This window comes from Cytobacillus massiliigabonensis (genome assembly GCF_900199725.1).
In the GTDB taxonomy this organism is placed as follows: Bacteria; Bacillota; Bacilli; order Bacillales; family Cytobacillaceae; genus Cytobacillus; species Cytobacillus massiliigabonensis.
In genome coordinates this window covers 2,388,603-2,412,009 of the sequence record NZ_LT904904.1, presented here as the reverse complement: position 1 = coordinate 2,412,009, position 23,407 = coordinate 2,388,603, and the positions used below count along the sequence as shown (strand labels likewise).

General features: G+C 33.9%; 26 protein-coding genes, 1 riboswitch and 1 other annotated feature. Of the genes, 4 read left to right on the top strand and 22 right to left on the bottom strand.

The features are described from left to right. Nucleotides 1–128 precede the first annotated feature (128 nt). Nucleotides 129–343 (top strand) — a binding site (T-box leader). 108 nt (nt 344–451) lie between these two features. Together aspS and C1726_RS23080 are read left to right on the top strand one after the other, a co-directional pair. Further along, entirely contained in the window at nt 452–1,744 is a 1,293-nt protein-coding gene (gene aspS, locus C1726_RS23085; protein ID WP_102275906.1) for an aspartate--tRNA(Asn) ligase, read from the top strand. Between the two features lie 280 nt (nt 1,745–2,024). Then, nucleotides 2,025–2,489 (top strand): hypothetical protein, encoded by a 465-nt coding sequence (locus tag C1726_RS23080; RefSeq protein WP_102275302.1) that lies wholly within the window; start codon nt 2,025–2,027, stop codon nt 2,487–2,489. Nucleotides 2,490–2,653: 164 nt separating this feature from the next. On the opposite strand, the gene C1726_RS23075 is transcribed toward C1726_RS23080, so the two are convergent. Beyond that, a complete protein-coding gene (locus tag C1726_RS23075; RefSeq protein ID WP_102275301.1) occupies nt 2,654–3,487 on the bottom strand; it encodes a sulfite exporter TauE/SafE family protein in 834 nt (277 codons plus the stop codon). A gap of 107 nt (nt 3,488–3,594) precedes the next feature. Between C1726_RS23075 and C1726_RS23070 the strand changes: the two genes are divergently transcribed. Further along, nucleotides 3,595–4,503: a LysR family transcriptional regulator gene (locus tag C1726_RS23070; protein WP_102275300.1), complete on the top strand. Its 909-nt coding sequence runs from the start codon at nt 3,595–3,597 to the stop codon at nt 4,501–4,503. A 274-nt stretch (nt 4,504–4,777) separates the two neighbouring features. On the opposite strand, the gene C1726_RS23065 is transcribed toward C1726_RS23070, so the two are convergent. The 11 genes from C1726_RS23065 to C1726_RS23015 form a co-directional block, all read right to left on the bottom strand. Beyond that, nucleotides 4,778–5,176 carry a cytidine deaminase gene (locus C1726_RS23065; protein ID WP_102275905.1) on the bottom strand — a complete coding sequence of 133 codons (399 nt, stop codon included), beginning with the start codon at nt 5,174–5,176 and terminating at the stop codon, nt 4,778–4,780. 205 nt (nt 5,177–5,381) lie between these two features. Continuing rightward, a complete protein-coding gene (locus C1726_RS23060; RefSeq protein ID WP_180968279.1) occupies nt 5,382–6,080 on the bottom strand; it encodes a PDZ domain-containing protein in 699 nt (232 codons plus the stop codon). Continuing rightward, on the bottom strand, nt 6,067–6,393 hold the full coding sequence (locus tag C1726_RS23055; RefSeq protein ID WP_102275298.1) for a metalloregulator ArsR/SmtB family transcription factor: 327 nt from the start codon (nt 6,391–6,393) through the stop codon (nt 6,067–6,069). Before C1726_RS23055 ends, C1726_RS23060 begins: the two co-directional genes overlap by 14 nt. A gap of 263 nt (nt 6,394–6,656) precedes the next feature. After that, complete coding sequence (locus C1726_RS23050; RefSeq protein ID WP_102275297.1) at nt 6,657–7,631, bottom strand: glycerophosphodiester phosphodiesterase family protein; 975 nt, start codon at nt 7,629–7,631, stop codon at nt 6,657–6,659. 245 nt (nt 7,632–7,876) lie between these two features. Continuing rightward, nucleotides 7,877–8,446, bottom strand: a complete 570-nt coding sequence (locus tag C1726_RS23045) for a histidine phosphatase family protein (protein ID WP_102275904.1) — start codon at nt 8,444–8,446, stop codon at nt 7,877–7,879. 227 nt (nt 8,447–8,673) lie between these two features. Further along, complete coding sequence (locus C1726_RS23040) at nt 8,674–9,195, bottom strand: DinB family protein (RefSeq protein ID WP_102275296.1); 522 nt, start codon at nt 9,193–9,195, stop codon at nt 8,674–8,676. A gap of 121 nt (nt 9,196–9,316) precedes the next feature. Beyond that, nucleotides 9,317–10,483, bottom strand: coding sequence for a translocation protein TolB (locus C1726_RS23035; RefSeq protein WP_180968326.1), 1,167 nt, complete (start codon nt 10,481–10,483; stop codon nt 9,317–9,319). A 216-nt stretch (nt 10,484–10,699) separates the two neighbouring features. Further along, nucleotides 10,700–11,722 (bottom strand): helix-turn-helix domain-containing protein, encoded by a 1,023-nt coding sequence (locus tag C1726_RS23030; protein WP_102275294.1) that lies wholly within the window; start codon nt 11,720–11,722, stop codon nt 10,700–10,702. A gap of 1 nt (nt 11,723) precedes the next feature. Further along, nucleotides 11,724–12,263, bottom strand: a complete 540-nt coding sequence (locus tag C1726_RS23025; RefSeq protein WP_235822829.1) for a sigma-70 family RNA polymerase sigma factor — start codon at nt 12,261–12,263, stop codon at nt 11,724–11,726. A 177-nt stretch (nt 12,264–12,440) separates the two neighbouring features. Further along, nucleotides 12,441–12,767, bottom strand: coding sequence for a YnfA family protein (locus tag C1726_RS23020; protein WP_102275293.1), 327 nt, complete (start codon nt 12,765–12,767; stop codon nt 12,441–12,443). 258 nt (nt 12,768–13,025) lie between these two features. Further along, complete coding sequence (locus C1726_RS23015; protein WP_102275292.1) at nt 13,026–13,667, bottom strand: DUF6944 family repetitive protein; 642 nt, start codon at nt 13,665–13,667, stop codon at nt 13,026–13,028. A 552-nt stretch (nt 13,668–14,219) separates the two neighbouring features. Here C1726_RS23015 and C1726_RS23010 point away from each other — a divergent pair. Beyond that, entirely contained in the window at nt 14,220–14,945 is a 726-nt protein-coding gene (locus tag C1726_RS23010; RefSeq protein WP_102275291.1) for a class I SAM-dependent DNA methyltransferase, read from the top strand. A gap of 225 nt (nt 14,946–15,170) precedes the next feature. Here C1726_RS23010 and C1726_RS23005 read toward each other — a convergent pair whose 3' ends face one another. The 10 genes from C1726_RS23005 to C1726_RS22960 form a co-directional block, all read right to left on the bottom strand. Continuing rightward, nucleotides 15,171–15,536 (bottom strand): DUF4181 domain-containing protein, encoded by a 366-nt coding sequence (locus tag C1726_RS23005; RefSeq protein ID WP_102275290.1) that lies wholly within the window; start codon nt 15,534–15,536, stop codon nt 15,171–15,173. Between the two features lie 107 nt (nt 15,537–15,643). Continuing rightward, nucleotides 15,644–16,573, bottom strand: a complete 930-nt coding sequence (locus C1726_RS23000; protein ID WP_102275289.1) for a peptide ABC transporter permease — start codon at nt 16,571–16,573, stop codon at nt 15,644–15,646. After that, on the bottom strand, nt 16,566–17,444 hold the full coding sequence (locus tag C1726_RS22995; RefSeq protein WP_102275288.1) for an ABC transporter permease subunit: 879 nt from the start codon (nt 17,442–17,444) through the stop codon (nt 16,566–16,568). The genes C1726_RS23000 and C1726_RS22995 overlap by 8 nt, the downstream gene beginning before the upstream one ends. A 497-nt stretch (nt 17,445–17,941) precedes the next feature. Next, the gene (locus tag C1726_RS22990) at nt 17,942–18,283 is read right to left on the bottom strand and encodes a hypothetical protein (protein WP_102275287.1); all 342 of its coding nucleotides are present in this window, start codon (nt 18,281–18,283) and stop codon (nt 17,942–17,944) included. A 6-nt stretch (nt 18,284–18,289) separates the two neighbouring features. Further along, nucleotides 18,290–19,165, bottom strand: coding sequence for a GNAT family N-acetyltransferase (locus C1726_RS22985; RefSeq protein ID WP_102275286.1), 876 nt, complete (start codon nt 19,163–19,165; stop codon nt 18,290–18,292). Between the two features lie 51 nt (nt 19,166–19,216). Beyond that, nucleotides 19,217–19,699 (bottom strand): HXXEE domain-containing protein, encoded by a 483-nt coding sequence (locus C1726_RS22980; protein ID WP_102275285.1) that lies wholly within the window; start codon nt 19,697–19,699, stop codon nt 19,217–19,219. A gap of 22 nt (nt 19,700–19,721) precedes the next feature. Beyond that, nucleotides 19,722–20,237, bottom strand: coding sequence for a GrpB family protein (locus C1726_RS22975; protein WP_102275284.1), 516 nt, complete (start codon nt 20,235–20,237; stop codon nt 19,722–19,724). A gap of 212 nt (nt 20,238–20,449) precedes the next feature. Further along, complete coding sequence (locus C1726_RS22970) at nt 20,450–20,659, bottom strand: hypothetical protein (RefSeq protein ID WP_102275283.1); 210 nt, start codon at nt 20,657–20,659, stop codon at nt 20,450–20,452. 101 nt (nt 20,660–20,760) lie between these two features. Continuing rightward, complete coding sequence (locus C1726_RS22965) at nt 20,761–21,930, bottom strand: MFS transporter (protein WP_102275282.1); 1,170 nt, start codon at nt 21,928–21,930, stop codon at nt 20,761–20,763. A gap of 90 nt (nt 21,931–22,020) precedes the next feature. Continuing rightward, nucleotides 22,021–22,121: riboswitch (purine riboswitch) on the bottom strand. Nucleotides 22,122–22,268: 147 nt separating this feature from the next. Continuing rightward, entirely contained in the window at nt 22,269–23,351 is a 1,083-nt protein-coding gene (locus tag C1726_RS22960; RefSeq protein WP_102275281.1) for a YkvI family membrane protein, read from the bottom strand. Between the last annotated feature and the right edge of the window lie 56 nt (nt 23,352–23,407).

The window sequence follows — 23,407 nt, the reverse complement described above, 5'->3', positions numbered from 1 at the left end:
TTTTTTTCAAGATTAATGATTTTCTTTAACAGATACAAATTTCTATATCCATTTTTCTGTTTTATTGGAGGATAAAATAATTTGTTGAAAATACATAGAGGTAAGGATATAATACTTTTTATAATATTCATAAAACGGTGAACAGGAAAAGTAAATCATTCCCTTTAACATTAGAGAGCAATCGGCAGCTGAAAAGATTGTGTTAAATAATGATTGAAAGACATCTGTGAGTGTTATCCTGAAAATAAGTAAGGATAGACGGTTTGCTGCCGTTAAAAAGCAATGAGGTGGCTGCATTTGCAGCAATTAGGGTGGTACCGCGAGATAAGCTCTCGTCCCTGACAAATTGTCAGGGGCGGGTGCTTTTTTTAATTTAAGGAGGTGAGTGTACGTGAATGATGACGATGATGATGAAAAAAATCAAAAATTAAACTATTTTGGAGGGAAAATCATGTATACAAATCTAAAACGTACACTCGCCAAAGAGTGTATTAAAAAAGTTGGCGAAACGATAAAAGTGCAGGGCTGGGCAAAAAGAGTTAGGCACCTTGGAAACATCAGTTTTTTAGTTATAAGAGAGCGAACCGGTGAAATACAATGTGTATTAGAAGGAGAACTTGCTGGGTTCAATTTAGAAACAGAAAGTGTGATAGAAGCGATTGGAAAAGTTGTTTCTACAAAACAAACATCACTTGGCGTTGAACTGTTAACAAATTCAGTGAAAGTGATTAACAAAAATAGTTTACTGCCTTTCGAGGTAAATAAAAAAGAAATAAATACAGGTCTTGAGAACCTATTAAATCATCGGGTATTATCCCTTCGTCATGAAAAAGTAGCTTCGATTTTTAAAATACTATCAACCCTTGAAGAAGCATTTCGTGAATACTTAACAAACTTAGGATTCACCAGAATTTTCACACCGAAAATCGTTTCTCAAGGTGCCGAGGGTGGGGCCAATGTTTTTAAATTGAATTATTTAGGAAAAGAGGCATTTCTTGCACAATCTCCCCAATTTTACAAACAGATGATGGTGGCTTCAGGTCTTGAGCGTGTATTTGAAATTGGATCTGTTTACCGAGCAGAAGAACACAACTCATCAAGACATTTAAATGAATATATATCTTTGGATGTTGAAATTGGTTTTATTGATGGTTTTGAAGAATTAATGGAGCTTGAAACTGAGATCATAAAATATATGTTTGAAAAAGTAAAAGAAAAAAATAAAAACGAGTTAAATCTTTTGGGAATTGAGGTACCAACTATTACAGAAATTCCAAAATTAACAATACATGAAGCAAGAGAAATTATAAAAACTCGATATAATAAAAAAATGCCAGATGGTGACCTAAATGCTGAAGGTGAAAAACTCATTGCAAAATATATAAAAGATACACTGGGGAGTGAATTTGTCTTTATTACAAAGTATCCAAAAGAAAATAGACCTATGTATACGATGCCTTCGGAAAATGGACTAACCAAGTCATTTGACCTATTATTTAAAGGCCTCGAAATCACGTCTGGCGGGGAACGGATTCACGAATATGAAATGCTTATAGAATCAATCAGAGAAAAAGGTCTTAATGAAGAATGCTTCCTAAATTATTTAAACACTTTCAAATATGGTGTTCCGCCGCACGGAGGTTTTGCTATTGGACTGGAACGTTTAACTGCAAGACTGCTTGGATTAAAGAACGTTAGGGAGGCAAGTGCTTTTCCACGGGACATTCACAGATTAACACCGTAAATGGCCTATAAATTTATTATTAATAAAACCCACTTCGTATTGAACTGCACTCCAATTGTTAGTAATCATCAAACAATTGAGGTGCAGTTCAGTATAGTGGGTTTTATTGTTTAAATAGAGAATACTTATTTAGATTAAATAAGATATTCTCTTCCACTGTTGTGAAAAGAAGTTCGGGTCTATATAAAAAATGGATATTGTAGATTAATTAGCAAATAATAGCATTGTCCACAAATATTTTTGCTTTCATAGATAGTTCCCCAGCCTAAGGAGGTATTAAATGAAAAAGAAGTGGAAAATGTATTTGTTACTAATTTTACCGTGGTTTTCTGCAGCGAAGCTTGGAAAGCTTTCATTTCTTTTGTATTTACCTACTATTATTTTTAGTAACTTAGTCATTGCACTAATTAGTGAACTATCCCGGGAATTAAAATGGTGGATAGTTAAGAATCCTATTTTTCCAAAGTTTGCAACAGATATCTCTTTTGTTTTTGGTCCATTTACGATGATAAACTTCTGGATTTTTAAATTAACGTACAAAAGATTCTGGCTGTATTTACTGACCAATATTGGTGCTGACTACTTGTTTGCATACCCATTAACAACATTAGCGGAGAAACTAGGCGTATATAAAATGGTACGAATGAGCAGAAAACAGCTGTTTTTTCTAAGTATTGCGGTAGCAATTCTAAACTACCTGTTCCAAGCTAAACTAATAGATCCTCTACGAAAGAAGTCATATTAAAAAATAAAAAATTAGAATATCTATTTTTCTATGTATACCCTTCTTTGCATCTCAAACGGCATATTTTACCTATCTAAAAATAATAATGGTTCTTAACTTAATTCTATAATGCAAATGCAAAAAGCTTCTTCATTAAACCTAAACCTATAGTCAATAAGAAAGCTCTAAATAAATTTTAAAACCATCTGCGTAATCAATAGACACAAAATTGTAATTAACAATATTTTAGCCGTTCTATGTGAAATTTTAGGTAAGACAAGAAGCCCTAATTGAGAACCAATTATAGTACCAATTGCCATTGTGATTGCATAAGTCCATTGCAGGAAACCAGTATGATAAAAAATGATAAATCCACCCGTACAACTTCCAAAAATTAAAACTCTTGTCATTTGGACTGCTTTTAGATAGGTGTTACTTTGCTTCATGTTATGGATTATACCAAATGTAGAAGATCCAGGGCCAAATCCTCCATCATAAACAGCTATAGAAAAAGAAATGAAAGATCTCCACCTTTTTGTAGGAGATTCTTTTTTTTGCGTTTGAACTGTATTAATCCATTCCCTATTTTTAATTGTAACTGCCAATGCAAAAATAAGAAGAAATAACCCAATCATATTCATAGTTTTTGCGGAAAGGTAAGAAGTAATTAAAGCTCCAATAGCACCACCTATACATGCTATTAATATTTCTGCGTATATTGCATTTATATGCAGATCCTTACGCCGGATTAGATAAAATACACTAGAAAATGCTGCTATACCTGAAGAAAATTTATTTGTAGCTATACTTGTTTGAATCGGAATACCAATTAACATCATCGCTGGAATTGTTATGAGACCCCCACCTCCAGCGAGTGTACCAACAAAAGATGACACAATACCAATAAAACATAAGATAATAAGGTTTGTATTGGAGATTGAAATACTAGTTAATGATGGTCCCAAGCTCAGCAAAAGGAAAACAATAACAAGAGAAAAAATTAAGGTCTGTTTTTTCATAGTAAACTCCTTTTTTCTTTATGATAAAAGGATATATAATTAGTTTTAATAAATCTAATATATATTTATTGTATATTCATAAAAAAAATTTATGAAAGGGTGGCTCTATGAACCTCCATGCCTTGCGTATATTTACTAAAGTGGCTGCTTTAAAAAGTGTTACTAAGGCTGCTGATTCACTTTCTATTAGTCAGCCAGCTATAAGCGTTCAAATTAGGAATTTAGAAAAAGAAACAGGATTAAAGCTAGTAGAAACGAAAGGAGGAGGTATAAAACTTACTAAAGAAGGAGAATTTTTAGTCAGACATGCAGAAAAATTGTTCGATATGGAAATGGATATTGAAAGTAAGTTAATTCAACTAAAAAATGGAGTTCTACAAGAACTGCGAATATCCTCTACCTATTTGCCAGCAAATTTTTTATTGCCCATTTGGTTAGCAAATTATAAGAAGCATTTTCCAACATTAAAAGTAAACCTCTTTAGCGGTAATTCTAATCAAGTGATCGAACAATTGCTTCATTACAAGACTGATTTAGCATTCGTGGTGAAAGAGGAATGGAACAGCCCAGAATTATATCATGAACACTTAATGGATTTAGATTTTTGGTTTATAGTCCCACATGGCCATAAATACGATGGAAAAGAAGTTGAATTAAGGGAGTTAATGTCCGAGCCTTTTTTATTTAGGGAGGAAGGGAGTTCAACAAGGGAAATACTATTTTCCTTATGTAAAATTCACAGAGTTCCGCTGCCAAATATTGGCTTGCAATTTCACGGGCTAAATGAATCGGTCCGTTCAGTTATTGCGGGATATGGCACAATGCTTGCTCCAGCACTTGCCGTCAGAGACCATTTAAAACGCAATGAAATAGGCAGAGTAATAGTTAAAGGGATTGACATAAAAAGACCTATTTATATTTGCAGCCGTAAAGGCGACACAGATGTGAGCAATAATTTAAAAGAATTTATTAACTTTGTTAAAAGTTATCCAATTATTGAAACTGAGAATAAATAAAGGAAAATTTTGCTTATAACATCGGATTCCATTTACATTCGATTACAAGGACGCATATGATGAGCTTGGGGAGGCGTTCTTGCTTAAATAGCAGAGGGCAGCTTTCTTGATTCTGTTTGAGCAGTAATTAATCAGCCGTATTACTAGAAAAACAAAAAAGAGAAAAAAGTGCATCCTAGTTGTTCTTTTTTCCCTTTTTTACAGAAGAGCATGTTTTGAGAGAATAGTAATCAAAACTTGCCCTACTTTTATTTAATTTGGATGAGTACTATATTTACATTTCTAAATCTGTGAATGCATATGGTAATAATTCCCTTAAGGTTATTTCTAATATATCCTTCTTCTCGTTTGTTAAATAAACTGGCATGTCTGGTAAACAGAATTCAGCTAAAACTTGTCTGCAAATACTGCATGGCGGAAGAAAATCCATCGTATCACCTGATACAGCTATTGCTTGGAAATCCCCTTTTTTATATCCATTTGCTATAGCAGTGAAAATAGCTGTTCTCTCAGCACAATTTGTAGCACCAAAGGAAACATTTTCCACGTTCACACCATTAATGACTGTACCATCTTTTAGCAATAACGCAGCTCCAACTGGAAATTTGGAATAAGGTACATAGGCTCTATTCTTCATTTTACGTGCACTTTCAACTAATTGTTCTTTATTCATATGATCCATCCCTTTCAAAGAAGAATGAACTTTTCACAGTCCCCTTAACGCCAATCATAAAATTGGCAGGATTTATATCATATAATTTTTTGAAATGTTTGTCAACACCGGTAAGTCTTACTATATATTTAATAGAAACTATTTGCCTCTCATTGACTCATGTAATTGTTCGTTCATAAGCAGAAGTATTCTTCTCCCTAAAATCTTAATAAGGTACAGGATACGCATCTACAAGGCAGTTTACCTGTAGCCTTTCATCATTTCTTCTTATAGTTATGGAAATAGTGCTATTTACAGCTTTTTTATTCAAAGCTCTTTCAAATAACTCGTACCCTGTAATTTCTGCTCCATCGATTTCCATGATAATGTCATCCGTTTTAATTCCAGCAGCTGCGGATGGTGAACCTTCCTTCACCTGTAAGACTCTTGTTCCTTTAACCCCGTCATTTGTTGTGTGTACAATACCAATCCATGATTTCCACAAATTTGACCGAATATCTATACCAGTTTCATAGACACTCTTAAGATTTTCTAAGAATTGATATGTGCCGAACAGCATATTTTCCTTTGCAGCTTTATTCATTTCAGCCATAAAAGATGCTTGATATTCAATGCTCACCTCTATCCCATTTTCAACTTTTTCTAAAGAAGTAATGGTTGTAAAATCCCCATCAAGACTTTGAAGTACAAATCGTTTCATCGCATCAATTTCTGTAAATATCCCTTCAGATACAGCTCCCCAGCCATGATTCATATAACCTTTTCCACCAATTCGAAATTCTATCTCAGCATTTTTGGTATACCAGCGATTTAAATGCTCAGGCATAGTTAATGCATCCCAAACCTGCTTTAAAGGCGCATTAATAACGATCACACTCTTTACAGTATCATTAATCATGTTCATCTTGAAACTCTCCCTTTTCCACATAATTTTTCAAACTGACAAGCTGGTCATCAAGTAATTCTCTGGTGAAAAGAAGCATTTCATGGATAGCAAATTGTAGGGAATTGAAATTTATTGAATAAATACGATACTTCCCTTTTAAGCTCTCTGAAATGAGATTTTCCTCCAATAGAATATTCAAATGCTTCTTAATTGCTGGTTGAGAGATATCAAATGCTTCGACGATCTCCTTTTGGGTTTTGTTTCCTTGTTTAAGCATACTTAGTATACGCCGTCTCGTTGAATCCCCTAATGCACGATAAATATCTGGCATTATCCTTCCCTCATTTCTAACATATAACCTTTTGGTTATATTCAATATATACGCAGGGGTATATATTGTCAAGACTTTTCTGAAAATATATTACCGATTATTCATATTCAGTTAAGCAAATCCGTTACCCGAAAAAAAATAAGAGCCGCAAATCCTTACTGGACCTACAACTCTTCATCCATTTACATAAAAATGTGGTGCAAATTAGAACAATACCTTTTTCATTTTGTTCAGAGACAACTAAGAATCTAATTTAATGGAACTTATTCATCTAAGAAAGGTGCAATCACATCAATTCGATTAGTCCATATGCCGCCATTATATTTTTCTGGAATACGCTTCAGGTCTTGTACTGTATCAAAACCTTCTGACCATCCGCCGTCACCCGCAACAAGGAAGACCCTTGTATTCACTCGATCCATTCTGTTTAGAAACTTATCAGGAAATCCCCACAAAAATGGTGCATATTTTTCTGGGATGTGAAGTTGAGTATTTTTACATGACGAAGGAACATGTCCAGTCCAGCCTGCTGTTAAATAGGGCAGCAAACAACTCTTCAGCGTTTCCTTTGACATGACACGTAATTTAGGAAGTTTTTCCTTTAAGGCAGCTATTGGTTCATCCCCACCATATACAGAAAGATTTCTAAACCTATCATCTGAGTACTTAGAAAGGTACTTAGATAGCTGAATTCCTTCATTTCGATCATTGCTTTTAATATGAATTAAAAATGACTTCTCTGGAAATTCAGATAATACTTCATCGAGCGTAGGCATTAGACCTACTCCTTTGCCACGAAACGGAAATGTATTCCCATTATCTGCCGTATACCCATAGCCCACATCCAATTGCTTCAATTCATCCATTGTATAATCTCTCGTAGTACCTTTGCCATCCGTTCTGCAATCAAGGGTCCAATCATGGAAAATTGCAAACTCCCCATCTTTTGTAACGTGCACATCTACTTCTACAATATCGGCCCCAGCATCAAATGCAGCTTTCATGGAAGGGATCGTATTTTCAAGATATGGATGTTCCGGCTCATATATACGCTCCGCCGTACAGGTTTCACCTGTTATTCCATCCATATCAAAAGTTTGTGCCAAACCGCGATGGGCTAAAAGAATCGGCTCATCCATTCGTGTCTTTGTAAAGATAACGCTGTTATTAACAAAAATAAACAAGATTAAAAATAGAATTAGAAATGAAACCCACTTTAATACTTTCCTGCGTTTCACATTTATATCCTCCAATTCCCGATAAGATATAACTTTACGAAATACTATTAAAAGAATAATAAATGATAAGAAAATGCTCAATAGATGAAAAATAACAAAACGATAATAACAGACTGAATATTCCGGTTAATATTCTTTCATTAAAATGACTATAAAAAATAATAAAGCACAGGTTCCCTACCTGTGCTTTACTATACTATACCTAAAGAAATTATCCGGTGATCATAGCGTTAAGAACAAAAATTTTATTTATCCCATAGTCTATTAATCCCAACTAACTCCTGATCATTAAACACCATTCTATAAATATCAGGTTTAGATGTGCTATGCAGAAAAGCCAAATCATAGTTTATATCATAATACCCCATCATCAAAGTCATAACTGCTCCGTGAGTGCCGATTACTACTTTTTGCCCTCTATATGTAGTTAATAATTCTTTTAAAACTTTTACAGCTCTTTTTTGACAGACGGTATTCGATTCCCCTCCAACTAATGAGAAATTCGGGTCCAAGTACGACTTTTCCAATAAAGGAAGTAATTCCTTATCAGACATCCGTTTGTCTTTTGAAGAAAAAATTCTCTCTTTTAATTCTTCAATTACTAAAACCTCTTGTCCTATATGTTTTGCTAAGGGCTCAACGGTTAAAATTGAACGCGTGAATGGACTTGATATAACAGCATTAATCCCTTCATCCTTCAATACACCAGTTATTTTTTCAGCATCTAGTTTTCCTTTTTCAGTTAGGACTCTAGTTCTTTCATTTCCTTCTTTTGGTGAATCCCCGTGTCTTACCATATAAATGAATGTATTCATCACATTCTCCTCAATAGCTTTTAAAATCTTTTTCTTATGCCATAGCATTATCTCATATTTCTGCTGGGTTAATCTTTCCATAATAGATTAAGTCTTCATAACGATCTTCTTTCAATCCTTGTGATATTCATGAAATTTTCATCAATATAACTATTACCTCAATATTTAGTCATTTAACATTCTTCTTGTTCTTCAACTACTGCAACTTATAGTTTAATAAGATTTTATTATTTACATAACAGCATCCGCTTAATTATTCTTATCTGCCCGCGGTGGTTTATTTCATCCTCCATGACGTGATACCATAGCCAGAAGTTATTATGAGAAACACCATTCTCCCAAGTGTTTTCTTCAAACAGCCATTCCTCATCTTTAGCACGTAACAATGCCAAAGTTTTCTCTCTCGTTTCAAATAGTTTTTCCAAATAAAAATTAAGAGGGCGATTTTTGATTTCATTTCTCGCCCTTTCTCCAAGAAATAATGCAGACTCCCAAAGAGAATATTCATCTTTATTTAAATCTCTTCTTTCGAATGTTATAATTTGATGAACAAAATCAATTGAAGCGATATGCATTAATAGTGAACCAATCGAGTTAGCACCTTCATATGCAATGAAATCTAAATCAGACTGACTGAAATCTTTAATATCTTCCAACAAAATTTTTCTTGAATACTCTAACATTGAAACAAGTTCTCCAATTCTCCCATCAAATCCATCTCTTTGTATAATTCTATAAACCATACTCATCCTCCTCCATTTCATTGCTCTATTAAGATTAACAATAAAATAAAAGATGACAAGTCTGAAAATTCTATACTTAATATGTTATAATTTACCTTATAACAAATTTCACTAACTTATTATTGAATCATCCGTTTGACATAAAAAAGATCGGAGCATTATCAACATCTTTAATCCACTTATACTCCTTACCGCTTAAACCATTTTTCATCCATACGTTTCCATGAAAATCATTTTCCTTCTTACGAAACCATGTAAGAACAGAGCCAATTACTTGGGGATCCTCATCCATTTCATTATTCTTTGGAAAGGTGATTTGTTTTTGGTCATTTGTTCTTATATTTATTTCGTAAAGAGCAGTTAACATTGTTGGAACAGGACCTTCCTTCCATTCCTTATTCTCAATAGCTCGAGCCACAATAACCTTGTCTGAAGAGGACCATTCTAAATCCAGGTCCACATATCCTTTAGGTGTATAATCCTTTTGTTGAAGAGATGCCGGCATGTTGGCAATTGTGGTATTCTTATTTTCAACGAAAAATCTTCCTTCTCCTGAAATATATGCTAGCTGGTTTTCTGCTGGAGCCCACTTCATCCAATCTTCGTATCCTAACATTTTTCCTGCTGCTAGAAAAGGTTCTCCCCGATTGGAAAGTACACATAATGTATTACTATCCATGGACCAAGAAGCTGTAGGTACAGCGATAAAACTAACCCATTTCCCATCGTGACTCCACTTAAAAAAGTCTGTATAAATCGCAAATAAATTAGTATCATTTGTTTGAATAGTATAAAAATGCTTCATTTTATCCTTTGCCAGTTTTGCATTTACTGGTATTTTATAAAGCGGAATGGGTCCCCATCCAGTTGGACGCAAACTGGATTGTGAGGAAACAATAAATTCCTTCCCATTTGGAAACCACTCAAACCCGCTTACCCCTAGTGAAACATTCTCAAAGCCATATGGGCGGTCATTCTTTTCTTTCGTAACATTTAGTAAACCTTGAACAGTGTAAGCTAATTGATTTTTGATCGGTGACCATTTAAAATCAGATGTTTCAACCTTAACGTAAGGCTGATAGCTTTCCTTCTTCTTCGTATCATAAATGAATAAATCCGACTTTGTCCCTTGTTCAGCCCCATCAATATAAGCAATAAAGCGGCCGTCATATGACCATTTCGGAGAATACACATATCGATTTTTTGTTATTTGTATTTCTTCTTCTCCCTTTTTTATCCATAACTGATGGCCACGGATAAATGCTGCAGTAAATGTGGTTTCAGCAGCTGCCATTATTGATGAATGAAAACATAAGCAAATGATTAAACATGCAATTCGTTTTCCCAAGACCATCCCTCCTATCAATAGGATATCCTGGTACTTGTCAGTGATTCTTTAAAAGGAACTGTTATTAATTTACAGCGTTCTATTCGGTGCAAAAAACTATATGTGTTAACACAAAAAAGTAGGACGTTAACCGATTATTAACGTCCTTCTAGACTTATATAATTATTGATTTATATCGAAGACTAATACATCAAATACCTTTCCATCAACATAAAGGAATATTGCCCATTCACCTGACAGGGGAATGTTCACATTTGAGGGAGCATGTGCATCCGCTCCTTTATTTGCACCACCAAGATCAAATGTCCAACCGGTTGTTAGGATTTGATGGACCGTTTCTGTTTCTCTATGATAACCAACGACCGTTACTTTTGTTTCCTTTGGATTATCTATCCCCCAAAAGAGCCACATCCATTTTTGGCTGATATCCAAGCTCGGAATAAGCGCACCAATCACACCTGATTTATTTTTATTCCCTAAAATATTGTTGCCTAAATTTACTGCCTTTCGATTCCAGTCAATTTTTTCAAAGTCTGTTTTTTGAACAAATTGAGGAATATTCACAGGCAGAAATTTTTCTTCCTGTACTTCTAATACTACATCCCCATATAAGTTTTTATCAAAGTAAACCTCATATTTCCAATGTCCAGCTTTTGGAATCAGCATTCTTGCAGTAAACCTTCCTAAACTTGAATATCCTGGGGAAGGTTCAGTAATTTTAGTAGAAGATAATACATTTAAACGCTCACCTGTTTCCTTATGGACTGCGTATATTTCTAATTCTTTGCCCTCATAGCTTTCAAAAGACTCTTTAAAACTAAATATATAGCCAAAAGGCTTACCTGCAGACAGATAAGGATCTTCGAAGATACTGAACATTAACTTCCCATTTCTTGAATAATCATTTCTAACCTCCCACTCATCTTCAAAGCTCAGTTCTTTTCCTTGCATGATATCCTCATTTGTAGTTAAGTTCGAAACTATATCTTTATAAAAGAGCAAGACAAACAAGGATGCTGCCAACGCAGTGATAAAGTAAATAGATATTGTGGGTTTCCTTTTACCATTGAAAGGCTCCTGTTGAATAGCTGCTTTAATTTTTTCTTTCTGTCTTTCAGTAAAGCGAATACCTTTGTGAGTGGAAGAATTCATTGCTTTTCGCAAGTTATTAAGTTCTTGCTCCATCTTATCTCCACCTTCCCATTATAGCTTTCAGTTTAATTCTAGCCCTATTCAGTCTAGTTTTTATCGTATTCTGATTTATTTTCAAGATCTCACTTATTTCTTCAATTGATAATTCTTCATAATAATATAAAGTAATAACCTCACGATACTTAATTGGCAGTTCAAGTACAGAAGCAGATAAAAACTCCTCCTCACTGCGTTTCATGATCGCCAGTTCTGGTGTTAATTCTGAAGATTTTATAATTGGAAAAATATTCGAATTTGCAACTACTCTTCTAAAAATTGAACTTTTTAATAAATCTTTACACTTGTTTATCGTGATCCTAAATATCCATGCTTTAAAAGATACAATTTTATCAATCTTTGCATATTCTTTATAACAAGTGAGGAAAACATCCTGTACAATATCTTCTGCAAGATTCCAATCTTTCACATAGTTATAGGAAAGCTTGGTCAGCCTGTCACCATATTGCTCCATTATATTTTCTAGCCATTCTTCACTATCTAAATTTGAATTTTTTCCGCTCGTATTTCTGCTCAATTAAATACCACCTCATTTCTTACCTACTGCTAAGACGACTGAATAATTCTTTGGTTTCATTCTTTTTAAAATAAAATAAAAATCCATCCGTTCCAGTAACCATTTACAAATAGTAGTAATAAAAATGCCGACTCGTTTGTATTCAAACGAGTCGGCATTTTAGAAACACTATGCTAGTTAGTGGCGCGGAGCAAACAACATAACCGATACGCCAATCAGACAGATTCCAGCACCTATCCAATCATATAAATCTGGTGTTTTCTTATCAATTCCCCATCCCCATAATACGGATAGAACAATAAATACTCCACCATATGCAGCATATACTCTACCAAATGAAGGAAAGGTTTGAAATGTGGCTATTACTCCATAAATGGCTAATGCTATTCCTCCACTAACACCCCAATAGAACGGTTTTCCTTCCCTCAGCCATTGCCAAATAAGGTATCCACCGCCAATCTCAGCTATCCCGGCAATAATAAATAAGATGATTGCATAGAACATTATTTTCTCTCCTTTAGTCTAAGGAGCAGCCAACTCCAATTTAATTAATTAATTTCCAATATAAAATTAAATTCATAAAAACTGTAGCAATTTACTCTTCTTTTATCAATGGTTTTATTACGAGCACCATAACGAAATGAAGCGTTGATCCTTCTAGGACCACCGCTTCTTCTAGTTAAAGTTTACGGATATATGATTATAGAATAGCAAGGAGTGATATCATGAAGCTCTCCATCCCTATAAATCTTGGTTAATAACTCAACATCTTCTGCAGTTAATCGAAGAATGTAAATAATGATAACACTCCTTCGCCTGCTCGGCTTCTTCCGTTTGTATAAGCTGCGTTAATGCGATGAAGGCAATCAATGCACCAGTAAACTCAATGTATGCACCTGCAGCAGCAATTGAGTTGCCCGTATTTTCCTTATCTTGAAGAATATAAAGATTAGAAATTGCATCAAACATAGAACCAAGCGAAATGAGCGCTGCACCAAGTACAACCCCTTTCCCCTCATCTTGTACACCATATGCTTCAAACGAAGCACCAACTGATTGAATCCCGCTGCCAATCGCATTCAATCGCAAAGCATCCGTCACATTTACCTCATTTAGAATCATTTCGTTTGCAATTGCATTTGCAGCATTGCCTCCCGCTTGAAACCAGCAGCCAATAATAGCTAAAAGCTCTTTTTCATCTGCCTCCCGATCTGCTAATGCTTTTTCACGGGCAATCGCCTGCAGACTGTTTCCAATCCCTTCAATCGCATTACCTTTTACGACAAATGCAAGTCCATCATCTTCTCCGGTTGCGAATACTTTTGTAGCACCAAAAGCAGAGAAAAAAGTACCCGCAACCAAAAACCCGGTCCCTGTCAGCAGCAGTTCCATTTCTTTATCCATTTCGCACCACCGCCATTATAGATATTACACAATATATTCATTGGCAGTGATATTGTTGAATTTTTCATCAAGTATCACATCTATTAATTTTTATTTCTGAAATCCCGCAGCATTTCTACAAGAAAACTAATTTTCCCTTTACAATCATAATAAAATAGACAAATTTCGGGTCTAATTAATTTTACTATACTCTTCTTATTACTCTACAGTTTCAATATTGATGGTAATTTTTTATTTACTTTTCCTGCTTATCACTTGTATGATTAGTCCGAATAATGCTATTCCAGTGAATGAACCAATAACGAATGACCAAGAAAAATAGTCAAATAGAAAATAGATCATAAACATACAGAAAATAAATCCTGAAAAATAGCCTATAAAAAGTTTATTTTTGTCCATATTATCCCCTAAATTTTCTTTCTAGCTATAAAATCGTTCCCTAAATATGCTTCCTTATTGAAATCGAAAAATTAATTCAGATAATTTAACCATTTCGCATGTTAAATTGTGTATAATTTTTGTGAAATTCATTTTCAAAGGAGGCTTTAATTATTGAATACAAATGGTTCTCAATACTATGATAATCAAGAGTTCTTTAACAAATATACTTTAAAAAGAGCATCAAACGAAAACCCAAATGATACAATTGAAAAACCAATCTTTATGGAATTAATGGGTAATGTATCACAATTCAACGTTCTCGATTTAGGCTGTGGAGATGGTAGGATTGGAGCCGATTTAATCAATTTTGGTTGCAGTAGTTACCATGGGATTGAAGGTTCTACTAACATGTATAACTTAGCATCAAGCAATCTAGAATCATTTAAAAATGTTCATCTAGTCCGTTCAACAATTGAAGATTGGACATTCCCAAAAGGGCATTTTGATTTAGTTATTTCAAGACTGGTCTTACATTATATTAATGATATTGAAGCCATATTTGAAAAAATATATCATTCCTTAACAGATGGCGGAAAGTTTATCTTTTCAATTGAGCACCCTGTTATCACTTCCACTTTACAAAAAAGCGGGAAAAGAACGAATTGGATAGTTGATAACTACTTTATTAGAGGAATACGAGAACAATTATGGCTGGGAGCTAATGTTTGCAAGCACCATCGCACGATTGAAGACTACTTTCATCACCTTAAATCCGTTGGATTTAACATTGAGTCTATAAAAGAGTCTGAACCTAAAAAAGAAAATTTTCAGAATGAGGAGACCTTTAAAAGACGATTAAGAATTCCATTATTTTTATTTTTTTCTTCTGCTAAATAGAATCTATGAAATTAGCAGCTTGATCTTCCACTAATATGCCGGGTTTTGTGATTATTATTACAATTTCAGCTTCTGCTTTTGCAGCTTTTCCTTAATTCGAATGCATTTATTTAAATGTAAAAAAATTGTATCTTGTTCCAAGCAATCGTATTAACCCGGCAATTGTTTTTTACTTTAGTAATCGGCTAACCATTGAAGTATCCTCGCTAAATTAGTGAACTATATTCATTTCCATATGGGAAGTAAATACTCCAAATAATAAATAAAAATTAGTCCTAAAATCAGAAAAATAAGTGTACTGATATATTGTTTTGAGTTTTTTATGTATTTCCACTCCATGTAAGATTCAGAACCTAATAGTAGGATTAAATATAATATCCAAAACCATTTTATACTCGTATAGTTTTTAGCAATAACAAAAGGCAAACTGCATATAAAGATAACTACAATCGCTCCTCTTCTCCATCGGTCAACAATCTTACCAGATGTTTCAGAAATACTTTTCCTTTTTACACCAAGGAATTTATTAATTACTTTTTCTAAAATAACAGCAATACCTATAAGAACTATGAGAAAAGCCACAGATCGCATAGGATCCCCCCTTTAGCTGGAGGAATTATTTAATCAGTCATGCATGTTTCCCCCTTTATTATAGGTTTATAAAACCTTCTTTTTTGCTATAAATGTTCGACCTCAAGCTACAAAATAGGACTCTTCCTCTGCTTCACTTTTTCTTGTTGAATGATCCCTTGTGAAACTAAATAAAAGGAAAATAGCAATAATAGATAACTAAGCAAGGGAAAGAAAAGTATCCATTGATAATAATAAATGGTTGAGCGGAACTGTCCAATTAACCCAGCCCATTCCTTCGTAATCGAAATAAAGACAGGCGGATCCATTCGAATGAAAGTACCGCCAACAAACAAATTGAAGATCCCTAATTGACCAATCAAATGAAGAACTTGTATTATCTCATTCATAAAAATTATAAGAATTTGACTTTTGAGGCTAGGGAGAATATGCTGTTTGGCAATATGTAATTTGTTCCCTCCTAACACTTGAGAAGCAGAAATATATAAATTTTTTTGCATTTCCTTTGTTTTAGTGTAGAGGTTATCATAAACACTTACCACACCCAAAATAACCATTAAGCTGCCAACAATAACACTTAGTGTGAGAGGGCTCAAAACTGGCTCAATATTAATCCTGATTAAAATGAAATAAAGAATAATAAAGACTGGAAAGCCGCTAAAAATATTGATTTTCAACTTAGTACTTTTCATTGGAAAGTATAGAGCTTTCTGATGTAAGGCAACGTAAATACCAAGTGACCCACCAATTATCACTCTTAGTAAAGCTACGATAATTACTGTGAAAATTGTAAATTTTGCACCGTGCAACAGCAGTGTCAAAATATCATACCCCCATTGGTCTGTTCCAAAGAGGTGTTCCTTAGTAGGAGGAAATGGAGGAGCGGATAACTTTTTGCCTTCTTCTGTTTGGATGTATTTTACCTCTGCAAGTTCATCTATTTTATAAGGAGACAGAACAGAACCAAAGACCGCAATAAGTAAGAAAAAAACAATCATAACAATTCCGACTATTAGTTTTACATTCAATCTAGCCATTTATAAAAAACCTCTCAACTATGAAGATAAAAAGTTTAATTGTCAATAAAGTAAAAATGTATAAGAAAAAGAAGGCTAAAAGTGTAATCAAAACCATATTATATTGATAGCCAAAGTTCTCGGGATATTCAAAAAGAATTTCTGTCAATCCCCTTGTGTTATATAAATACTCGATAATAAAAAGATTGCTGATGGATATACCAATAATTTTATACAAATCAGCTTTTAAAAAAGGAAGGACATTACTAGTAACATGGTTCAGGTAAATATATCTTTTTGTTAATCCTTTTGCTTTTGCTGTTAAAATATAATCTTCTGTTAAAACCTCATAGGTCTTATCATTTAATGTCCGAATTAGATAGAATAATGGCAGGATAGAAAGTGTAAAGATCGGTAAAAAGATAGCTGGATCATCCATTGATAATGATGCTACTTTTACCACTTTTGCTCCTGTTTTTTTATAAATAAATGTAATTAATAATTGAAGCAGGAGAACAAGAATAAAATCAGGAATAATCCCAATAAAACCTAAAAATGATTGTACCCATTTCTCACTTTTTTTCCAAAACCAAATCCCAAGAATTAAGGATAATATGATAACGATGATTAATGATATGGATAAATAAAAGTAAGATGATAGAAAGAAGCTAGAAAGATCACTTAATAAAAACCTCCTTCTGTCCCCTTGCATATAAAAATAAGATTCACCTGTAAATAACCCAATAATGAAATTTGTAATTTCCTTAGGAATTTCAAGAGGCTGAAAAATCAATCTCCCGTCCATGTTAAATAAATATAACGGCAAGGCAGCAAGAAAAAAGAGTAAGATGATGCTAGCAGCTTGAATAACGAAAATTTTTAGATAGTTCATATGCTGATCCCTACCTCAAGAATTTAAATTACACAAAATTGTTAATCACTTCAAACTCATTCAAAAAAATCTTCAATATTTTTAATAGATAATCTTTCAAATTTTACATCTAAATCCTTTAACTCCAATCTCCAATTTATCAAAGTGTATCCTTTATTCATTTTAATAGAAAATTCTTACAAATAGTAGACAAAAAAACAGACAGATCGCTTATCTGCCTGTTTAAAATCTTAAAATGAGTTTGTTTCTCCATCATCTGGAATTAAAACATTGAAATATTAGATGATTTTTTAACCAATTTGAGCAATTATGTGAGTTTAAATTATCAATTATAAATAAATAATGTTCAAACCATTTAATTCTTTTAATACTATCTCTAACCTTCACATTCTTTTGGTATGCTTTTGGTTTCCTAGTCTTCCTGATAAAAAATTTCATGAAATTGAAAAGGAGTGTGTAGTTTATTATTCAGAATATTATTTTAAAAAAGAAACTTGTTATTTAGACGGTTTCTCTTCTGTTTTTGCCGCGAATGAAAATTTTATCATCGCTAGCACGAAGAATAACATGCTGACTGCCCATAGAATACCTGCGAGACCAAGACGTAGAGATATTTCTTCAGATGCCATTGGATGATCTACATCAAAACTAATTGCATGCAAAGCTTGTTTCACTGCCCAGCTAAAAAATATTAAATAGCCAATCACAAACGAATAAGCTAATCTAAGTGATTTCCGTTTCTTGGAAAATATTAATAGCAGTACAACAATGAAAGCAATTCCCATTACGATTGTAAACCCGCCTATTAACATCCCCATTGTTTCCTGCTCCATTGGCATAAAAGTTCACCCCATAACTTTAATAAAATGAATCAAACGATGATCTTCAACAAACCCTGCTTTTTTATAGAGATTAATAGCTGTAAGATTCGTTGCCTCTACGCAAATGGTAATTTCTTTAATTCTCAATTCAGTAAAAAGAAAATGCATAGCACGCTTCATAAGCCTTGTTCCAATCCCTTTATTCCTTTGGTTAGGTGATACAGAAATGTATTCAATATTTCCCTCTTTGAACTCAGGATTTCCCTCGACATACACATAGCCTGCTATATCAAAATCTTCCTCGATAATAAACACCTTGTTATAACCATTCAATTTTTCTAGAATCTCAATTCCAGAATAATAGGTATTGGGAAATGCATTTTCATGCATTTTAATAAAATCCGCAAACATAGCCTCATTAATTTCTTTAATTGAAGAATCTTGTTGATAATTAAAATCCTTATTATGAGATTTTAGGGTAAGGTGCATTCCTTTTTTCTCAGCACCTAATAAACTCATAAAGGCGTTGCCATTAATATTTTCTTCCCCATAGAAACCGTGGAAAACGTTAACTCTATCCTCTATCTTCCTCGAAAGATCATTCCAAATAGTATTTACTGCATCTTCCCAGTTATTTTGATAAATAAATGGTCCCCACAGCTCAGCTTCTTTATCTTCTAAACTTATATCTAATCCTAAAGCAGCAATAATTTCATTTTCTTTATACATAACTGAAAAGCATTCTTCAATTGGCAGATCAGAAAACTTGTTCAAAAGTGTATTAAGTATTTCATCATGCTTTTTCCCACAATAGCCTACATGATGTTCGTTCATTCCATTTAATTTAGCTATGAAATAAGACAATGCATGTAGATCAATTAATTTTCGTTCAGTGTTCAAGTAAATGTCCCCTTATTTTTTGGTGATCATACAAATTTTACCGTTTTGACATTAAAAAATTATTATGTTATTTCCAAGAGTAAACAAAAATGGAATCATCGCTATTAGAAGAAATCCTACGACAATTGCTGAAATGAGAATTTCCTTTATCTTAATGTGATTTGACATATGTAATCTATAAAGGATGACTGTATTAATAGGTATGTTTAATAATAGGGCAGTAACTAGACCTGGAGCATAAGTTTTCGTAAAAATGGCAGCAAGCAAATGTGGAAAAATAGCATTAAAAATCATGGAACCCAAAAATCCAATAAAAGCCCATTTTAATAGATTTGAATGAGGGAAACTTATATAAAGAAAAGATAATAAATAGGCAAGCGAAGTAATAATAATTACTGCAAAATGAAATTCATTTGGTGTGACAGGCTTTTGAATAAATAGTCCCAATTGAGACCATTGAGGAAGCCAGATTGCTTCTTCTAAATTATGTAATGTAATTGCTAAACAAAAGAAAATAGCATAATAAATTTTCACAATTGCTCCTCTATTCTCTTTATTATGTATTTTTATACCATCTGATTGCTTTTAATTCTATTTCTTTAACATATTGTTCCTTCCCATTTATATAAGAATCAATATCATATGGAAATTGTTTTGCCAGTCTTTCTTTTAACTCCCCGTAACTCTCTTTTACATCTGGATGAATTCGAAGATAATCCCGAAAAGCTAAATGGCGGGTTATTTCAGGACTTCCATCCTGGTAAAAATGCACATGATGGGTGCGATTGTCTCCACCTTTTTGAAAGTACCTTCGGCCGCATATGCCATTTTCACCTTTTGATTTGTAACCTATACACGCCATCTTTTCATTATATTTATCTACTGTATTTATGTCATAAACAACAGGCAAAATGTCTATAATTGGTTTCGCTTTTAACCCTTGAACTGATGTACTGCCAATGTGAAAAATGTCTATGGCTTCATTATCAAAAATGAGTTTCAGTTTTTCTGCTTCTTCCTTAAACATTAAAACCCACTTTTTATTATACGAACACACTTCGACCTTTCTCAAACGATATTCCCCTCCTTATTGCCTAAGCTGCCTCATTGACAAAATACTTCAACAAACGAGTTCTATAATCCTTCATGGTTCAACCTTCATATTTTATAATTTAATAGTACAAACTCAAGATAATTGGTTTCCTTTTACTATTATAGCTAAAAAAAGCTGCCTGTAAGGCAGCTTAGATTCTTTATTTTGCAAGGGCAAGGTTAAATAGCCGTCTACTTATCATTATCTAAATCACGATCAAGAAATGATTTTCTTTTCTCTTCGACTCCAGACTTTTTTTCGAAAAATTGACCAACCTCAGACTTGTTAATACCAGTTTTGACTGCTGATGAAACGACAATAAACAGAATAAGTAGACCAACAATCAAAAGAATAATATTAACCATTAGGACAAAACTCGGTACACCTATATTAGCTAACATATTTTTCCCCTCCCGCTTTAATGTTAGCCTATTTTTACTATTAGCGGTTAAAATAATTTGAAAATTTTGGTACAACTTTTAGCATTAGACGTTTGGCGAGTCTAGGCGGCAGTCCGTTTTTCTCTCGCAATTGCTGGTCTTGTCAAAGAAAAGACAGCACATAGTAAAGCGATAATGACAATGACACTGCCAAACCAAGCTGTACTAGAAACAGTGCCAGTTTGGTTTAATACGATTCCACCGATTGCTGACCCTAGTGAGATACCAATTTGCAATGCTGAATTATTAAAGCTTTGCTGGATATCTGATGTAGCAGGATCTGTTTGAATCAAATAGCTCTGCTGCGGTGGAGCAAGACTCCAGCTTAATGCTGCCCAAATCATCATCACTGGAATAAATAAGACAAGTGAGAAAGTCGTAAATGGTAATAGACAAAGGACGATAGCGAAAGCACTGATAACGATGATAATGCTTTTACGAGGACCTATCCAATCCGATAGTGCTCCTCCAAATGCTCCACCACTTACAGCTGCAATTCCAAATACTAAATAGCAAATACTAATCCAATTGGAATTCAAGTGAAGATTTGTTTCCAAGAACGGTGTGAAATAAGCATATAATGTATAATGTCCTGCCAGCATAAACAAGGTAGCAAGATGAGCACTGCCGAGTTTTGCGCTGGCTATTGCTTTAATTTGTTGTGAAAGTGGAATTGTTTTTTCTCCAGGAATACGCTCTAAAAATAGTGAAATCAGCACCATTGATCCAATTGATAACACAGCAATTCCAAGGAAGATAACGCGCCAGCCAAATATGTCAGAAATCAGAATTCCCAACGGCACACCTAGCACAAGTGACGAACTAATCCCCATATAAATGAGGCCTAATGCCTTTGCCTGATGTGCAGGAGCAACAATTTTCGCTGCAATCGTCAAGGATAGTACGACGATAAGTGCCGTGCTTGTTGCAGTCAGCACCCTTGCAATCATCATAAAAGTAAAATTAGGACTGAAATATGTCAGTACATTTCCAATAAAGAAGATAAATAAAGAGGATAGATATAATTTCTTACGCTCAACTTTGCTCGTTAATACAAGCAAAACAGGACCGGCAATCGCATATATTAGTGCAAACACTGTAATCAGCTGTCCAGCAGCGCTTAATGAAATATTAAAATCATCAGCGATCGTCGGCAAGATCCCGCCGACAACTAATTCAACCAACCCAACTGCAACAGTGGATAAGGCTAAGATAAAAACTTTCAAATTCATAATCTATTTTTCATCCTTTCTTATGAAATCTTTAAAGAAATAGGCAAGAAGGTCTCTAATAAAAAAACAAAAAAAATCCTGATTACAAAAAATGATTCATTCATTTTCTGTAATCAGGATTTTTAAGGTTCCTGGTAGAGACCCTCAAGCCATATTCTTGAGGTTATACAGGTAATATTTAATTTAATTGTGATCACTTTGTACATGATACTACTGATAACTTAATTTTTCAAGTATAAAATATAATACTCATTCATATTACAAGGATTATCGCATAGCTTTACTTCCCAAAAAGGCTGTCCAGTTATTCTTGGATCAGCCTTTTCATCTACTATTCCTTATTGTGCCACATTCCTGTTTATATTTTGATTTTGACCTTTTCTTTTCCTCACTACCCAAGAATAAAGAATAGCGGCAATGAGGATAAAGCCTAGATATCCCGTTAGTGGATAAACAGTACTTACTAATGTAATGAAACCGATAAAACTTGCACCAAAAGCAGCAATTCCAAATACTGTAACGAATAAATTGAACTTTTGGCTTTCTCTCTTAACAAACCTTGCCGTGAATGCATATAACATGCCAACCGCCGTATTATAGATCATCCCTAATAATACAATGAACATTAATAAACCGAATACTGGAGAAATTTCATTAGCTAGAGCTAAAATTGGCATTTCTGATCCTGCAATAACATCTATTTTTACAAGCATAGATAGATTCATAATAATGATTAGAAGACCAAGTCCAACCCCGCCTAGGATTCCTCCTAACCCTGCCTGCTTTTCATTTTTTGTAGTTCCTCCCATAACAGTCAACATAGCAGCACCAGCAGCAATATTATATGATACATAAAGAAGTGCCCCCATAAACCAATTGGATACAGCTGGCGTTTGTCCTTCTGCCAAATGCTGGACCTGCGAATAACTGATGTCCATTGTTGCGATTGAATAGCCTCCTAAAATGATTACCATCAATAATAAAAATGGTGTCACTATACCAATAATAGAGATGACTTTTTGGATATTAAGACATACAGTTGCAATTGTTAAAACTGTCATAATGATATTGCCAACAATACTTGGAATTCCGAACTGCTCCTCAAAGATAGAACCCGACCCAGCGAGCATAACAACCGCAACACCAAAAAGAAAAAATGAAATAATGAAATCGACAGCCAGACCCAAATAGCGTCCACAAATATGATAGATAACCTCTTTATGAGAATTAGTCTGCAAACGGCATCCAAGCTGAGACAGGCTCATGCCTAGAAATGCAAATAGAACGGTAGCAATGATCGCACCAAGGACTCCGATCCACCCAAAGCTCGTAAAAAACTGCAGGATTTCTTGACCAGATGCAAAGCCTGCTCCAACAATAACCCCAATAAATGCACCAGCAATCTGTATACTTTTCTTCATACACGCCCTCCATTTGTTTGAATATTAAGATAATTTACAGCGATAGGATAGAGAAT

Coding starts and splice junctions, on each gene's coding strand:
- aspS (WP_102275906.1), top strand. CDS start 452: ATGTATACAAATCTAAAACGTACACTCGCCAAAGAGTGTATTAAAAAA.
- C1726_RS23080 (WP_102275302.1), top strand. CDS start 2,025: ATGAAAAAGAAGTGGAAAATGTATTTGTTACTAATTTTACCGTGGTTT.
- C1726_RS23075 (WP_102275301.1), bottom strand. CDS start 3,487: ATGAAAAAACAGACCTTAATTTTTTCTCTTGTTATTGTTTTCCTTTTG.
- C1726_RS23070 (WP_102275300.1), top strand. CDS start 3,595: ATGAACCTCCATGCCTTGCGTATATTTACTAAAGTGGCTGCTTTAAAA.
- C1726_RS23065 (WP_102275905.1), bottom strand. CDS start 5,176: ATGAATAAAGAACAATTAGTTGAAAGTGCACGTAAAATGAAGAATAGA.
- C1726_RS23060 (WP_180968279.1), bottom strand. CDS start 6,080: ATGAACATGATTAATGATACTGTAAAGAGTGTGATCGTTATTAATGCG.
- C1726_RS23055 (WP_102275298.1), bottom strand. CDS start 6,393: ATGCCAGATATTTATCGTGCATTAGGGGATTCAACGAGACGGCGTATA.
- C1726_RS23045 (WP_102275904.1), bottom strand. CDS start 8,446: ATGAATACATTCATTTATATGGTAAGACACGGGGATTCACCAAAAGAA.
- C1726_RS23040 (WP_102275296.1), bottom strand. CDS start 9,195: ATGAGTATGGTTTATAGAATTATACAAAGAGATGGATTTGATGGGAGA.
- C1726_RS23035 (WP_180968326.1), bottom strand. CDS start 10,483: ATGGCAGCTGCTGAAACCACATTTACTGCAGCATTTATCCGTGGCCAT.
- C1726_RS23030 (WP_102275294.1), bottom strand. CDS start 11,722: ATGGAGCAAGAACTTAATAACTTGCGAAAAGCAATGAATTCTTCCACT.
- C1726_RS23020 (WP_102275293.1), bottom strand. CDS start 12,767: ATGTTCTATGCAATCATCTTATTTATTATTGCCGGGATAGCTGAGATT.
- C1726_RS23015 (WP_102275292.1), bottom strand. CDS start 13,667: ATGGATAAAGAAATGGAACTGCTGCTGACAGGGACCGGGTTTTTGGTT.
- C1726_RS23005 (WP_102275290.1), bottom strand. CDS start 15,536: ATGCGATCTGTGGCTTTTCTCATAGTTCTTATAGGTATTGCTGTTATT.
- C1726_RS23000 (WP_102275289.1), bottom strand. CDS start 16,573: ATGGCTAGATTGAATGTAAAACTAATAGTCGGAATTGTTATGATTGTT.
- C1726_RS22995 (WP_102275288.1), bottom strand. CDS start 17,444: ATGAACTATCTAAAAATTTTCGTTATTCAAGCTGCTAGCATCATCTTA.
- C1726_RS22990 (WP_102275287.1), bottom strand. CDS start 18,283: ATGCCAATGGAGCAGGAAACAATGGGGATGTTAATAGGCGGGTTTACA.
- C1726_RS22970 (WP_102275283.1), bottom strand. CDS start 20,659: ATGTTAGCTAATATAGGTGTACCGAGTTTTGTCCTAATGGTTAATATT.
- C1726_RS22965 (WP_102275282.1), bottom strand. CDS start 21,930: ATGAATTTGAAAGTTTTTATCTTAGCCTTATCCACTGTTGCAGTTGGG.
- C1726_RS22960 (WP_102275281.1), bottom strand. CDS start 23,351: ATGAAGAAAAGTATACAGATTGCTGGTGCATTTATTGGGGTTATTGTT.